Raw genomic sequence first — 13,548 nt, 5'->3', positions numbered from 1 at the left:
AGCGGTCAAGCGTAATGGCCGGACGGCCCGGCCCGGCCGTCCCCGTCCGCTTCGCCCCACCCCGCCGGGTACGGCTCCGGCCGGGCGGCCCGCAGCGGGGTGCGCCGGGCCACTTCGCGGACGGCCCGGGACCGCGCGTCCAGGAAGCCGCGCAGCGGGTCCTCGGCCGTCAGCGACCAGGGGAAGGTGCTGGCGTGCGGCCCGATCCGGCCGAACTCGGCCAGCGCCTCCGGCCAGCGGCCCCGGGCCGCCAGCACGTACACGAGCAGGTTGCGCACCTCGCCCGGCCACAGGTGACCGGCCGGATGGCGGGCCGACAGGGCGAGCGCCCGGTCGGCCGCCGCGTCGATCCGGTCCCCGCACACCGGGTGCCCGGCGCGCGGCCCGGCGACCAGCTGCTCGAAGGCCGCCCGCACCGGCAGCGCCTGCACCAGCGAGCCGGGCAGCGCGTCCTCGGCGGCCTGCTCGGCGAAGTCGAAGCACTCGTGGTGCGCGGCGTGCGGCGTGCGCGGGGTCTCCCCGCGCAGCCCGCAGCACTGGGCCGACAGATAGGTGAGCGCGGCGACGTGGCTGCCGTAGTGGTGCGGTGCGCGGCGGACCGCCTGCTCCCACAGGGTCTCGAAGACGGCGGGGGAGGCGTGGGTGCCGCGCGCGTGGTCCAGGGCGAGCCGCCACGGCACCGGGTCCTCGGGCGCCGCCGCGGCCGCCGCCTCGATCAGCGGGCCGACCTCGGCCAGCCGCTCGGCCCGGGCGGGTGACTCCCAGGCCCGGCGGACCGCCAGCTGTGCCTTCACGAGGAGGGCGTCCGGGTCCCCCGGCGCGGTCGCGAGCCAGTGCTCCAGCCAGCCGTCCCTGCGGTACGCGAAGGTGCTCAGCCGGATCGCGTAGCGGTCCCGGTCCTCCCACTCGGCGGCGTCCCGGGTGGTGGCGAGCAGTTTGGCGGCCGGCTCGGGGTCGTCGAGCGCCGCGGCCACCAGGGCCGGCGCCAGTCGGCTGTCCGGCGGGTCGAGCAGCACGTCGTCGTCCGGCGGGAGCGCGGCGAGGAGCCGCGGGGTGTGCCGGACCAGACGGGAGGTGCCGATCAGGGCGCGGAGCAGTGACATCGTGCGAAACATTGAAAACCGCAGGTGAGAGCCGCGCCAGTGGCGGACTGTGAAGCTTTCGTAGCGGCGGGAAGGTTGTACCGACAGGGGTCAAGACAGCGTAAAGAAAGGGGTGGAACGGTGTCCGGGCGACCCCCTTCCGCGCCGCCCGGCGACCCCTGCCCGGCCCCTCCCGATCCGCCCGCAGCCCGCCCCGGCCCGCCCCGGCCCTCCCCGGCCGGTCTCAGCCCCGGCGCAGCAGCCGTGATGCCCCCGCCGCGACCGTCGTCGCGAGCACCCAGCCGAGCAGCACCAGCGCCGTCGACGCCCACTGCCAGAAGCCCTCCAGGCGCCAGTAGCCCACCTGCCCCAGGTCGATCACCGGGAGCAGCAGGTCCAGGGCGTAGAGCGAGGCGTTCCAGTGCGGGGCCTCGCCCGGCTTCAGCGGCTCGGGCTCGTGCCGGGAGAACACGAAGGCGCCCGCCGCCCACAGCACCGCCATCCACAGCGCCGCCCGCCCCGGCCGGTAGCCGTAGGCCACGGTCAGGTCCTGCACCCAGCCCCACAGCTTCCCGGCCACCGGCAGCGTCTCCCGGCGCCTCCGCTGCTTGGCGAGCAGCACCTCGCGCGCGTCGGCGTCCTCCCCGCTGTTGCGCAGCACCGTCGCCAGGCGCTCGTACGGCTCCGGCGCGTACTCCGGGGTGGCCGCCGCGACCCACTCCAGGCGCCGGGCCAGCGGGAAGTGCCCGTACGGCACGAGGTTCTCGTAGACGAAACCGCCCATCGCGAGGCCGCCGGGGCCCGGCCAGCTGCTGGACAGGTCGATCAGCGTCACCACCTTCGCCCCGTTGAGCACCACCCGGCCCTCCTCGGGCCGCTCCCCGTTGAAGCGCAGCTCCGGGGTGACGATCCGGCGCAGCGACAGCTCCTCGCGGCGCGAGCCGTCGAGCACGAAGCGGGCGTAGTGCAGGTCCAGGGAGTCGCCGAAGCGCCCGTCGTCGAGCCGCACCCCGCCGTGGCACTCCAGCGGCTTGCGCCGGGCGCCCTGGGCCGGCGTCACCCCGTAGGGCGGGGTGGCCGTCGCCTGCCCCGAGGAGTCGTAGACCCACGCCGCGTTCAGATAGAGGGTGCGCTCGACGGTCAGCTGCGGCGCGTTCAGCGCGCGGCGCTGCTGCGCGCCGCGCAGCACGCTGCCCCGCAGGCTCAGCGACACCCCGACCTTCGCGCCGCGCAGGCTCAGCTCCCCGTGCGTCTCGATCAGCTCGGCCTGGAGGTCCTGGGCCACCACCATGCCGTCCGCCGTGATCGCCCGGCCGCGCCGGTCCGGCCACACCCGGATCTGGTTGATCAGCAGGTCCGTGCCGATCTGCGCGTCCGTCAGCCGGATGCCCCGCTCCACCCGGCAGCGCGGCAGGTGCAGGTCGCCCGCCGTGTGCAGTCGGGCCGCCTCCAGGCGGGGTATCGCGCACTCGACCATCCGCAGCGTGCCGAAGTGCGCCTCCGGCAGCACCACCTCCCCGTCGAAGCGGCAGCCGTTCAGCTCCACGTACGGCCCTATCGTGCCGCCGGCCAGATTCAGCACCCCGGTGATCCGCGCCCCGCGCAGCTTCAGCGCCGCGACCCGCCCGGACACCGCCGGCGGCCCGTCGAGCAGCAGCAGCTGCACCACCTCCGCCCGCACGCAGCGCTCCGCGCCCCACACCCGCCGCGCCGCGAACGGATCGTCCCGCTCGGGGACCCCCTCCCTCAGATCGCACATCGCACCCACCCGGAACGCCCTCCACATGACCCGCTCGGGCCGGGTCAGGCCCTCCGGCATCCCGTCGTCCTCGCGCGGCTCGGTCACTGCCGCCCCCTCGCTTTCCACGATTCCGCTTCCCCGGATTCGTACAGCCGTTCTTCCCGGTGCGTGACGGACTGAACGCTAACGGTCAGGAGTGGCGACAAGACGCCAGTGGTGCGTATCAGACGTCAGAGTGGTTCGTATCAGCCAGTGATACGGAAGACCGGCCCTGTGGGCCGTCTGAGAGAATTGACCCGTGATCTCTCGAATCGATCTGCGCGGTGAGGCCCTCCCCGAGGGTTCCGCCCTGCGCGACCTGCTGCCCCGTGCCGAGTTCGACGTGGAAGCCGCTCTGGAGAAGGTGCGGCCGATCTGCGAGGACGTCCGGCATCATGGCGCGGCCGCGGTGATCGACTACGGGGAGAAATTCGACGGCGTCCGCGTTCCGGCCCTGCGCGTGCCCGCCGAGGCGCTCGCCCGCGCCCTCGACGAGCTCGACCCGGCCGTCCGCGCGGCCCTGGAGGAGTCCATCCGGCGCGCCCGCCTGGTCCACCGCGACCAGCGGCGCACGAACCACACCACCCAGGTCGTGCCCGGCGGCACGGTCACCGAGAAGTGGATCCCGGTCGAGCGCGTCGGCCTGTACGTGCCGGGCGGCCGCTCGGTCTACCCGTCCTCCGTCGTGATGAACGTCGTCCCGGCCCAGGAGGCCGGCGTGGAGGGCCTGGCCGTCGCCTCGCCCCCGCAGCGTGAGTTCGGCGGACTGCCGCACCCGACGATCCTCGCCGCCTGCGCCCTGCTCGGCGTGGACGAGGTCTACGCGGCCGGCGGCGCCCAGGCCGTCGCCATGTTCGCGTACGGCACCGAGGGCACCGCCGACGAGCCCGGCTGCGCCCCGGTCAACCTGGTCACCGGCCCCGGCAACATCTACGTGGCCGCCGCCAAGCGCCTCCTCAAGGGCCGCATCGGCATCGACGCCGAGGCCGGCCCCACCGAGATCGCGATCCTCGCGGACGCCACCGCCGACCCGGTGCACGTGGCCGCCGACCTGATCAGCCAGGCCGAGCACGACCCGATGGCCGCCTCCGTCCTCGTCACCGACTCCGAGGAGCTCGCCGAGGCCACCGAGGCCGAGCTGAAGACCCAGGTCGCCGCCTCCAAGCACGTGGACGACCGGATCGTCCCGGCGCTGGCCGGCAAGCAGTCCGCGATCGTCCTCGTGGACGGCCTCGACGAGGGCCTCAAGGTCGTCGACGCCTACGGCGCCGAGCACCTGGAGATCCAGACCGCCGACGCCGCCGCCCTCGCCGACCGGGTCCGCAACGCGGGCGCGATCTTCGTCGGCCCCTGGGCGCCGGTCTCGCTCGGCGACTACGCCGCCGGTTCCAACCACGTGCTGCCCACCGGCGGCTGCGCCTGCCACTCGTCCGGCCTGTCCGTGCAGTCCTTCCTCCGCGGCGTCCACATCGTGGACTACACGCGCGACGCCCTCGCCGAGGTCGCCCACCACGTGGTCACCCTCGCCGAGGCGGAGGACCTGCCCGCGCACGGCGCGGCGATCAAGGCGAGGTTCGGCTGGAAGGTGCCCGAGAGCAAGTGAGCGACAAGAACGACACCATCGGGATCGACGACCTGCCGATCCGCGACGAGCTGAAGGGCAAGTCGCCCTACGGCGCGCCCCAGCTCGACGTGCCCGTCCAGCTGAACACCAACGAGAACCCGTACCCGCTGCCCGAGCCCCTGGTGGCCCGGATCGCGGAGCGGGTCGCCGAGGCCGCCCGCGGCCTCAACCGCTACCCCGACCGCGACGCCGTCGAGCTGCGCACCGAGCTGGCCCGCTACCTCACCCGTACCGGCAAGCACCCGGTCTCCCTGGAGAACGTGTGGGCCGCCAACGGCTCCAACGAGGTGCTCCAGCAGCTGCTCCAGACCTTCGGCGGCCCGGGCCGCACCGCGATCGGCTTCGAGCCCTCGTACTCGATGCACGCCCTGATCGCCCGCGGCACCGGCACCGGCTGGATCTCCGGTCCGCGCAACGAGGACTTCACGATCGACGTCGAGGCGGCCGAGCAGGCCATCGCCGAGAACGCGCCGGACGTCGTCTTCGTCACCTCGCCCAACAACCCCACCGGCACCGCCGTCGGGGCCGAGACGGTCCTCGCCCTCTACGAGGCCGCCCAGGCCGCCAAGCCCTCGCTGGTGGTCGTCGACGAGGCGTACGTGGAGTTCAGCCACCGGGACTCGCTGCTGCCCCTCATCGAGGGCCGCCCGCACCTGGTGATCTCCCGGACCATGTCCAAGGCCTTCGGCGCCGCCGGACTGCGCCTGGGCTATCTCGCCGCGCACCCCGCCGTGGTCGACGCCGTCCAGCTGGTGAGACTGCCGTACCACCTCTCGGCCGTCACCCAGGCCACCGCCCTCGCCGCCCTGGAGCACACCGACACCCTCCTCGGCTACGTCGAGCAGCTCAAGGCCGAGCGCGACCGCCTGGTCACCGAGCTGCGCGCGCTCGGCTACGAGGTCACCGACTCCGACGCCAACTTCGTCCAGTTCGGGCGCTTCGACGGAGCCGAGGGCTCCCACGAGGCCTGGCGGAAGATCCTCGACCGGGGCGTCCTGGTCCGGGACAACGGCGTACCGGGCCGGCTGCGGGTCACCGCCGGCACCCCCGAAGAGAACGACGCGTTCCTCGACGCGGTTCGTGAGCTGAAGAAGGAGCAGGACGCATGAGCCGCGTAGGCCGCGTTGAGCGCACCACCAAGGAGACCTCCGTCGTCGTCGAGATCGACCTCGACGGCACCGGAAAGGTCGACGTGTCGACCGGGGTCGGCTTCTACGACCACATGCTCGACCAGCTCGGCCGGCACGGTCTGTTCGACCTGACCGTGAAGACCGACGGCGACCTCCACATCGACTCGCACCACACCATCGAGGACACCGCCCTCGCGCTGGGCGCCGCCTTCAAGCAGGCCCTCGGCGACAAGGTCGGCATCTACCGCTTCGGCAACTGCACCGTCCCGCTGGACGAGTCGCTCGCCCAGGTCACCGTCGACCTCTCCGGCCGTCCCTACCTGGTGCACACCGAGCCGGAGAACATGGCGCCGATGATCGGCTCCTACGACACCACGATGACCCGGCACATCCTGGAGTCCTTCGTGGCCCAGGCGCAGATCGCCCTGCACGTGCACGTGCCGTACGGGCGCAACGCGCACCACATCGTCGAGTGCCAGTTCAAGGCCCTCGCCCGCGCCCTGCGCTACGCCTCCGAGCGCGACCCGCGCGCGGCCGGCATCCTTCCCTCGACGAAGGGCGCCCTCTGACCGTGAACGGCCTCTCCACCATCCTGATCGTCGTCGGGCTCTTCCTGCTCGGCGGCATCTACTCCTTCGTCAAGCAGCAGATGCCCAAGGGCCTCATCGTGCTGCTCTCCCTCGGCGCGGCCATGTGCCTGGCCGCCGGCGTACTGCGGCTGGACGTGTGGTCATGAGTGCGAACGGTTCCAAGAAGGTCGTCGTCTTCGACTACGGCTTCGGCAACGTGCGCTCCGCCGAGCGCGCGCTCGCCCGGGTCGGCGCGGACGTCGAGATCACCCGCGACTACGACAGGGCGATGAACGCCGACGGGCTCCTCGTGCCCGGCGTCGGCGCCTTCTCCGCCTGCATGCAGGGCCTCAAGGAGGCCCGCGGCGACTGGATCGTCGGCCGCCGGCTGTCCGGCGGACGCCCGGTGATGGGCATCTGCGTCGGTATGCAGATCCTCTTCGCCCGCGGCATCGAGCACGGCGTCGAGACCGAGGGCCTCGACGAGTGGCCCGGCACGGTCGAGCCGCTGAACGCCCCGGTCGTCCCCCACATGGGCTGGAACACCGTGGACGCCCCCGAGGGCAGCGAGCTCTTCGCCGGCCTGGACGCCGACGCCCGCTTCTACTTCGTCCACTCCTACGCGGTGCGCGACTGGACCCTGGAGATCGGCAACCCGAACCTCCGGGCCCCCAAGGTCACCTGGGCCACCCACGGCGAGCCCTTCGTGGCCGCCGTCGAGAACGGTGCCCTGTGGGCCACCCAGTTCCACCCCGAGAAGTCCGGCGACGCCGGCGCCCAGCTCCTCACCAATTGGATCGGAACCCTGTGACTGTGCCGTCTGTGCTCGAACTCCTCCCCGCCGTCGACGTCCGCGACGGCCAGGCCGTCCGCCTCGTCCACGGCGAGTCCGGCACCGAGACCTCCTACGGCTCCCCGCTGGAGGCCGCCCTCGCCTGGCAGCGGGCCGGCGCCGAGTGGCTCCACCTGGTCGACCTGGACGCCGCCTTCGGCACCGGTGACAACCGGGACCTGGTCCGCCAGGTCACCGAGGCCATGGACATCAAGGTCGAGCTGTCCGGCGGCATCCGCGACGACGCCTCGCTGGCCGCCGCCCTCGCCACCGGCTGCACCCGGGTCAACCTCGGCACCGCCGCCCTGGAGACCCCCGAGTGGGTCGCCAAGGTCATCGCCGAGCACGGCGACAAGATCGCCGTCGGCCTCGACGTGCGCGGCACCACCCTCAAGGGCCGCGGCTGGACCCGCGACGGCGGCGACCTCTACGAGACGCTCGCCCGCCTCGACTCCGAGGGCTGCTCCCGCTACGTCGTCACCGACATCGCCAAGGACGGCACCCTGCAGGGCCCCAACCTGGAGCTCCTGAGGAACGTCTGCGCCGCCACCGACAAGCCCGTCGTCGCCTCCGGCGGCGTCTCCTCCCTGGACGACCTGCGGGCCCTGGCCGGCCTCGTCCCGCTGGGCGTCGAGGGCGCCATCGTGGGCAAGGCGCTCTACGCGAAGGCCTTCACCCTCGAAGAGGCCCTGGAGGCGGTGGCCGCCGCATGACCGGCATCGAGCGGGTGAAGAGCGGCAGCCCCTGGGAGGACGCCTTCGGCTTCGCGCGCGCCGTCGCCGCCGGCGACCGGGTCGTCGTCGGCGGCACCACCTCCTTCAAGGGCTCGGTGCTGCACGGCGAGGGCGACCCCTACCAGCAGGCCCGGGCGGCCTTCGGGACCGCCCTGGAGGCGATCGCCGAGTTCGGGCTCGGCCCCGAGTCGGTGATCCGGACCCGGATGCTGCTCACCCACGCCCGGGACATCGACGCGGTCGGCCGCGCCCACCAGGAGGTCTTCGGCGAGGTGCGCCCGGTGACCACCCTGATGGTCGTGGCGGGCTTCGTCGACCCGCGCATCCTGGTCGAGGTCGAGCTGGAGGCATACCGAGGAGCGTCGTCATGAGTCTCGCCGTACGTGTGATCCCCTGCCTGGACGTGGACAACGGCCGGGTCGTCAAGGGCGTCAACTTCCAGAACCTGCGGGACGCCGGCGATCCCGTCGAGATGGCCAAGCTGTACGACGCCGAGGGCGCCGACGAGCTGACCTTCCTCGACATCACCGCCTCCTCCGGCAACCGCGAGACCACCTACGACGTGGTGCGCCGCACCGCCGAGCAGGTCTTCATCCCGCTCACCGTGGGCGGCGGCGTGCGCTCGGCGGAGGACGTCGACCGGCTGCTGCGCGCCGGGGCCGACAAGGTGGGCGTGAACACGGCCGCCATCGCCCGCCCCGAGCTGATCCAGGAGATCGCCGAGCGCTTCGGCCGCCAGGTGCTCGTCCTGTCCGTGGACGCCCGCCGCACCGCCACCGGCTCCTTCGAGGTGACGACGCACGGCGGCCGCAAGGGCACCGGCATCGACGCCGTCGAGTGGGCGCACCGGGCCGCGGAGCTGGGCGCGGGGGAGATCCTGCTCAACTCGATGGACGCCGACGGCACCAAGGACGGCTACGACACCGAGATGATCGCGGCCGTGCGCAAGCACGTGACCGTGCCGGTGATCGCCTCCGGCGGCGCCGGGAAGCTTGCGCACTTCCCGCCGGCGATCGACGCGGGCGCGGACGCGGTGCTGGCCGCCTCCGTGTTCCACTTCGGCGACCTGCGGATCTCGGAGGTCAAGCAGACGCTGAGGGAGACGGGCCACGAGGTCCGCTGAGACCCCGTTCCGTTTGTCGAAGGGCCCCCGCGGGGGCCCTTCTTCCTTTCCGGGCCGTTCCCGGCCCCGTCCGGGAGCCCCTCCCGAGAAGTGCAGGAAAATTTGTGCAACTTCTGTTGCGCAACTTTTCTTTCGTATCTATGGTCGTGGGCATGACCTCCTCCGAGACCCGCCGGATCACCGACCTCGGCACCCTCAAGGCCATCTCGCACCCGCTGCGGATGCGCCTCTACCGGGCCCTCTTCGTCGCCCGCACCGCCACCGCCTCCCAGCTCGCCGAGCAGGTCGACGAGGCCGTGTCCCTGGTCAGCTACCACCTGCGCAAGCTCGCCGCCGGCGGCCTCGTCGAGGAGGCCGAGCCCCAGTCCGCCGACGGCCGCGAACGCTGGTGGCAGCCCAGCTCGTACGGCTTCAGCATCCACGAGGAGGACCTCAAGGACGCCCCCGAACTCGCCGCCGCCAGCGCCGCCTTCGGCCGTACCGTCACCGAGCAGCGCGCGGCCCTGCACGCCCGCTTCCTCGACGAGCGCCTCACCTGGTCCGAGGAGTGGCGCTCCGCCTCGATCAGCTCCGAGTGGCTGCCCCGGCTCACCGCCGGCGAACTCGACGCCCTGGGCCGGGAGCTGGAGGCCGTCATCAGGAAGTACGACCAGGCCGCCCGCGCCGCCGAGGCCGCCGGCGACACCGAGGGCCGCGAGAACGTCGCCGTCCACGTCCACGGCTTCCCCTACCGCCCGTGACCGCCGCCACGGTGGCCGAGCCCACCTCCCGACCCGCCGCCCGCAGCCCCCAGGTCCTGCGCTGGCTCGGCGCCTACACCGCCTCCACCCTCGGCGACAGCGTCTACTACCTGGCCCTCTCCTGGGCCGCCGTCAGCAGCGGCAGCCCCGCCCAGGCCGGCCTCGTCATGACCGTCGCCGCCGTGCCCCGCGCCCTGCTGATGCTCGTCGGCGGAGTGCTCGCCGACCGGCTCGGACCGCGCCGGGTCGTCATCGCCTCCGACACCGTGCGCTGCCTGTCCGCCCTCGGCCTCGCCGCGATCCTCTTCCTCTCCTTGCCCGGGCTGTGGGTGCTCGCCGCCGTCGCCGTCGTCTTCGGCACCGTCGACGCCCTCTTCCTGCCCGCCGTGGGCGCCCTGCCGCCCCGGATCGCCGACCGCGACCAGCTCGCCCGCGTCCAGGGCATGCGCGGCCTCGCGTACCGCATGGGCGCCGTCCTCGGCTCCCCGCTCGGCGGCCTCGCCGTCGCCCTCGGCGGCTCCGCCACCGCCTTCACCGTCGCCGGCGTGCTCTTCGCGCTCTCCCTGCCGCTGCTGTGCGCGCTGAAGCTCCGCCCGCTGCCCACCGAGGAGCGGACGGACGGCACCGCCCTGCGCGACCTCGCCGACGGACTGCGCTACCTCCGCCGCCACCGGGTCCTCGGCCCGCTGATGATCGTCGTGCTGCTCGCCGACCTCGGCTTCGTCGGCCCGCTCAACGTCGGCCTCGCCCTCCTCGCCCAGCAGCGCGGCTGGGGCGCCTCCGGCATCGGCTGGATCCTCTTCGGATTCGGCGCGGGCGCCGGCGCCGCCTCCCTGCTCCTGACCGTGTGCGGGCGCGTCCCGCGCGCCGGCGCCGTCAGCGGCTGGACCATGGTGCTCGGCGCGCTGTCCATCGGCGCCCTCGCCCACGTCCCCCTGCTGCCCGCCGCCGTCGGCGTCGCCCTCTCCGTCGGCCTGCTCGCCGGACTCTCCGGCGCGCTGTGCAACGCCCTCCTGCAGACCGAGTGCGACCCCGCGTACCTCGGCCGGGTCTCGGCCGTGTCCAGCCTCTGCTCGCTCGGCCTCGCCCCGCTGACCTTCCCGCTCACCGGCGCCGCCATCGGCCTCTGGGGTGCCGGCCCGGTCTTCGCCGTCAGCGCCGGCGTCTGCGCCCTGAGCGGGGTCTACGCCCTGCTCGTCCCGGCCCTGCGCACGGCCGAGCTGCCCCGCTCGTAGCCCGGATCCCGAGCCGCCCCGCCGGTGGCTCAGATCCCCAGCTGCTTCGTCTCCCGCAGCCGCTCCACCGCCGCCTGGTCGCCCTCCATGGCCACCTTCGCCGCGTCCTGCCGCCCGAACAGGTACATGGTCAGCTCGCCCGGCTCCCCGGACACCGTCACCACCGGGGTCCCGCGGTGCGCCACCACCGTCTGCCCGTTCGGGCGGCGCAGCACCAGGCCCACCGGCACCTTCCGGCCCAGCAGCCGCGCCGACTTCTCCAGGCGCGACCACAGCGCGTCCGCGAACACCGGGTCCAGCTCGCGCGGCGACCAGTCCGGCTGCGCCCGGCGCACGTCCTCGGCGTGCACGTAGAACTCCACCACGTTCGCGCCCTCGTCGACCTGCTTGATCGTGAACGGCGACATCCGCGGCGGACCCGTACGGATGAGCCCGATCAGCTCCTCGTACGGCTTCTCGGCGAACTCCGCCTGCACCCGCTCCAGCCGGTCCCTGAGCAGCGGGACCAGCGTGCCGGCCGCGGCGTCCGGCCGGCGCTCGCGCACCACCACGTGCGCCGCCAGATCCCGGGTCCGCCACCCTTCGCAGAGCGTCGGCGCGTCCGGACCGGCCGCCTCCAACAGGTCGGCGAGCAGAAGACGTTCACGCTTGGCATGGGTCGACATGGGCGCCAGCGTACGGCCGGGGCGGCGGCCCCGCCCAGCGGATGCCCGCCGACCGGACCCGTCGTCCCGCCCAGTGGACGTCCCCCGGTCACCACCCCCGGTCGCGGCACAATGGGCCCATGAGCAGCACGCCCCGGACCCCCAGCGACCTCGACCCCGCCGTCGCCGCCCGCCTCAAGCGCAGCGCCGACGGGCTCGTGCCCGCCATCGCCCAGCAGCACGACACCGGCGAGGTGCTCATGCTCGGCTGGATGGACGACGAGGCGCTGCACCGCACCCTCACCACCGGCCGCGCCACCTACTGGTCCCGCAGCCGCCAGGAGTACTGGGTCAAGGGCGACACCTCCGGGCACGTCCAGCACGTCAAGGCCGTCGCCCTCGACTGCGACGCCGACACCATCCTCGTCAAGGTCGACCAGGTGGGCGCCGCCTGCCACACCGGGACCCGTACCTGTTTCGACACCGACGTGCTGCTCGCGGCCGAGTAGGGTCTGGCGCCATGGATCTCGAGACCTTCCGCAAGCTGGCGGCCGACCGCCGCGTCATCCCCGTCAGCCGCCGGCTCCTCGCGGACGGCGACACCCCGGTCGGGCTCTACCGCAAGCTCGCCGCCGAACGCCCCGGCACCTTCCTCCTCGAATCCGCGGAGAACGGGCGCTCCTGGTCCCGCTACTCCTTCATCGGGGTCCGCAGCGACGCCACGCTGACGGTGCAGGACGGCGAGGCCCACTGGCTCGGCACCCCGCCCGTCGGCGTCCCCGTGGACGGCGACCCGCTCGCCGCGCTGCGCGCCACCGTCGAGACCCTGCACACTCCCCCTATGCCTGGCGGCATGGGAGGTACCCCCACGCGCGACCTCGCCTCCGGCATGCCGCCCTTCACCGGCGGCATGGTCGGCTACCTCGGCTACGACATCGTGCGCCGCCTGGAGCGCATCGGCGAGCACGGCCGGGACGACCTGAGGCTGCCCGAGCTGACCATGCTGCTCACCAGCGACCTCGCCGTCCTCGACCACTGGGACGGCACCGTGCTCCTGATCGCCAACGCGATCAACCACAACGACCTGGAGACCGGCGTCGACGAGGCGTACGCGCACGCCGTGGCCCGGCTCGACGCGATGGAGGCCGACCTGGCCCGCCCCGTCGCGACCACCCCGGCCGCCCTGCCCGCCTCGGAGCTGCCCGCGTACACCGCCCAGTGGGGCGGCCCGGCCTACCAGGACGCCGTCGAGGACATCAAGGAGCGCATCCGGGCAGGCGAGGCCTTCCAGGTCGTGCCCTCGCAGCGCTTCGAGACCCCCTGCACCGCCTCCGCGCTCGACGTCTACCGGGTGCTGCGGGCCACCAACCCGTCCCCGTACATGTACCTCTTCCGCTTCGAGAACGGCTTCGACGTCGTCGGCTCCTCGCCCGAGGCCCTGGTCAAGGTCGAGGACGGGCGGGCGATGCTGCACCCGATCGCCGGCACCCGGCACCGCGGCGCCACCCCGCAGGAGGACAACGAGCTCGCCGAGGAGCTGCTCGCCGACCCCAAGGAGCGCGCCGAGCACCTGATGCTCGTCGACCTCGGCCGCAACGACCTCGGCCGGGTCTGCGAACCGGGCTCCGTCGAGGTGGTCGACTTCATGTCCATCGAGCGCTACTCGCACGTCATGCACATCGTGTCCACCGTCACCGGCAGGGTCGCCGAGGGCCGCACCGCCTTCGACGTCCTCACCGCCTGCTTCCCGGCCGGCACCCTCTCCGGGGCGCCCAAGCCGCGCGCCATGCAGATCATCGAGGAGCTGGAGCCCGCCCGCCGCGGCCTGTACGGCGGCTGCGTCGGCTACCTCGACTTCGCCGGCGACTCCGACACCGCCATCGCCATCCGCACCGCGCTGCTGCGCGACGGCACGGCCTACGTGCAGGCCGGAGCCGGCGTCGTCGCCGACTCCGACCCGGTCGCCGAGGACAACGAGTGCCGCAACAAGGCCGCCGCGGTGCTCCGCGCCGTCCACACGGCGAACCGGATGCACACGACCGGATGAACGAACGG

General features: G+C 73.4%; 15 protein-coding genes. 12 read left to right on the top strand and 3 right to left on the bottom strand.

Annotation, left to right across the window (positions count from 1 at the left end; translation table 11 throughout):
• Positions 1-5 precede the first annotated feature (5 nt).
• Together ACIGW2_RS17805 and ACIGW2_RS17800 are read right to left on the bottom strand one after the other, a co-directional pair.
• Positions 6-1,115 (bottom strand): hypothetical protein, encoded by a 1,110-nt coding sequence (locus ACIGW2_RS17805; RefSeq protein ID WP_391655153.1) that lies wholly within the window; start codon positions 1,113-1,115, stop codon positions 6-8.
• 211 nt (positions 1,116-1,326) lie between these two features.
• Entirely contained in the window at positions 1,327-2,928 is a 1,602-nt protein-coding gene (locus tag ACIGW2_RS17800; protein WP_361588279.1) for an oxidoreductase, read from the bottom strand.
• A 193-nt stretch (positions 2,929-3,121) separates the two neighbouring features.
• Here ACIGW2_RS17800 and hisD point away from each other — a divergent pair, with 193 nt between their 5' ends.
• The 10 genes from hisD to ACIGW2_RS17750 all read left to right on the top strand — a co-directional run bounded on the left by hisD (position 3,122) and on the right by ACIGW2_RS17750 (position 10,849).
• The gene (gene hisD / locus ACIGW2_RS17795; protein ID WP_392176159.1) at positions 3,122-4,465 is read left to right on the top strand and encodes a histidinol dehydrogenase; all 1,344 of its coding nucleotides are present in this window, start codon (positions 3,122-3,124) and stop codon (positions 4,463-4,465) included.
• Entirely contained in the window at positions 4,462-5,595 is a 1,134-nt protein-coding gene (locus ACIGW2_RS17790) for a histidinol-phosphate transaminase (RefSeq protein WP_391655155.1), read from the top strand. Before hisD ends, ACIGW2_RS17790 begins: the two co-directional genes overlap by 4 nt.
• Positions 5,592-6,185, top strand: coding sequence for an imidazoleglycerol-phosphate dehydratase HisB (gene hisB / locus ACIGW2_RS17785; protein ID WP_030492957.1), 594 nt, complete (start codon positions 5,592-5,594; stop codon positions 6,183-6,185). The genes ACIGW2_RS17790 and hisB overlap by 4 nt, the downstream gene beginning before the upstream one ends.
• 2 nt (positions 6,186-6,187) lie before the next feature.
• Positions 6,188-6,352 (top strand): hypothetical protein, encoded by a 165-nt coding sequence (locus ACIGW2_RS17780; protein ID WP_356070270.1) that lies wholly within the window; start codon positions 6,188-6,190, stop codon positions 6,350-6,352.
• On the top strand, positions 6,349-6,996 hold the full coding sequence (gene hisH / locus ACIGW2_RS17775) for an imidazole glycerol phosphate synthase subunit HisH (RefSeq protein WP_391655156.1): 648 nt from the start codon (positions 6,349-6,351) through the stop codon (positions 6,994-6,996). The genes ACIGW2_RS17780 and hisH overlap by 4 nt, the downstream gene beginning before the upstream one ends.
• Positions 6,997-6,998: 2 nt before the next feature.
• The gene (gene priA / locus ACIGW2_RS17770) at positions 6,999-7,730 is read left to right on the top strand and encodes a bifunctional 1-(5-phosphoribosyl)-5-((5-phosphoribosylamino)methylideneamino)imidazole-4-carboxamide isomerase/phosphoribosylanthranilate isomerase PriA (protein WP_356070317.1); all 732 of its coding nucleotides are present in this window, start codon (positions 6,999-7,001) and stop codon (positions 7,728-7,730) included.
• The gene (locus tag ACIGW2_RS17765) at positions 7,727-8,122 is read left to right on the top strand and encodes a RidA family protein (RefSeq protein WP_391655157.1); all 396 of its coding nucleotides are present in this window, start codon (positions 7,727-7,729) and stop codon (positions 8,120-8,122) included. Before priA ends, ACIGW2_RS17765 begins: the two co-directional genes overlap by 4 nt.
• Positions 8,119-8,874, top strand: coding sequence for an imidazole glycerol phosphate synthase subunit HisF (gene hisF, locus ACIGW2_RS17760; protein ID WP_361588270.1), 756 nt, complete (start codon positions 8,119-8,121; stop codon positions 8,872-8,874). The genes ACIGW2_RS17765 and hisF overlap by 4 nt, the downstream gene beginning before the upstream one ends.
• Positions 8,875-9,026: 152 nt before the next feature.
• Positions 9,027-9,614 carry a helix-turn-helix domain-containing protein gene (locus ACIGW2_RS17755; protein ID WP_391655158.1) on the top strand — a complete coding sequence of 196 codons (588 nt, stop codon included), beginning with the start codon at positions 9,027-9,029 and terminating at the stop codon, positions 9,612-9,614.
• Positions 9,611-10,849 carry an MFS transporter gene (locus ACIGW2_RS17750; protein WP_399844380.1) on the top strand — a complete coding sequence of 413 codons (1,239 nt, stop codon included), beginning with the start codon at positions 9,611-9,613 and terminating at the stop codon, positions 10,847-10,849. Before ACIGW2_RS17755 ends, ACIGW2_RS17750 begins: the two co-directional genes overlap by 4 nt.
• Positions 10,850-10,878: 29 nt before the next feature.
• Here ACIGW2_RS17750 and ACIGW2_RS17745 read toward each other — a convergent pair whose 3' ends face one another.
• On the bottom strand, positions 10,879-11,514 hold the full coding sequence (locus tag ACIGW2_RS17745; RefSeq protein ID WP_361588264.1) for a TIGR03085 family metal-binding protein: 636 nt from the start codon (positions 11,512-11,514) through the stop codon (positions 10,879-10,881).
• Between the two features lie 119 nt (positions 11,515-11,633).
• Here ACIGW2_RS17745 and hisI point away from each other — a divergent pair, with 119 nt between their 5' ends.
• Both hisI and ACIGW2_RS17735 read left to right on the top strand, forming a co-directional pair.
• Positions 11,634-12,002 carry a phosphoribosyl-AMP cyclohydrolase gene (gene hisI / locus ACIGW2_RS17740; protein ID WP_361588263.1) on the top strand — a complete coding sequence of 123 codons (369 nt, stop codon included), beginning with the start codon at positions 11,634-11,636 and terminating at the stop codon, positions 12,000-12,002.
• A gap of 11 nt (positions 12,003-12,013) precedes the next feature.
• A complete protein-coding gene (locus tag ACIGW2_RS17735; RefSeq protein ID WP_399844377.1) occupies positions 12,014-13,540 on the top strand; it encodes an anthranilate synthase component I in 1,527 nt (508 codons plus the stop codon).
• The last annotated feature ends 8 nt before the right edge of the window (positions 13,541-13,548 follow it).

Source organism: Streptomyces sp. NPDC053541 (genome assembly GCF_044544705.1).
In the GTDB taxonomy this organism is placed as follows: Bacteria; Actinomycetota; Actinomycetes; order Streptomycetales; family Streptomycetaceae; genus Streptomyces.
This window is presented reverse-complemented; position numbering and strand designations above follow the sequence as displayed.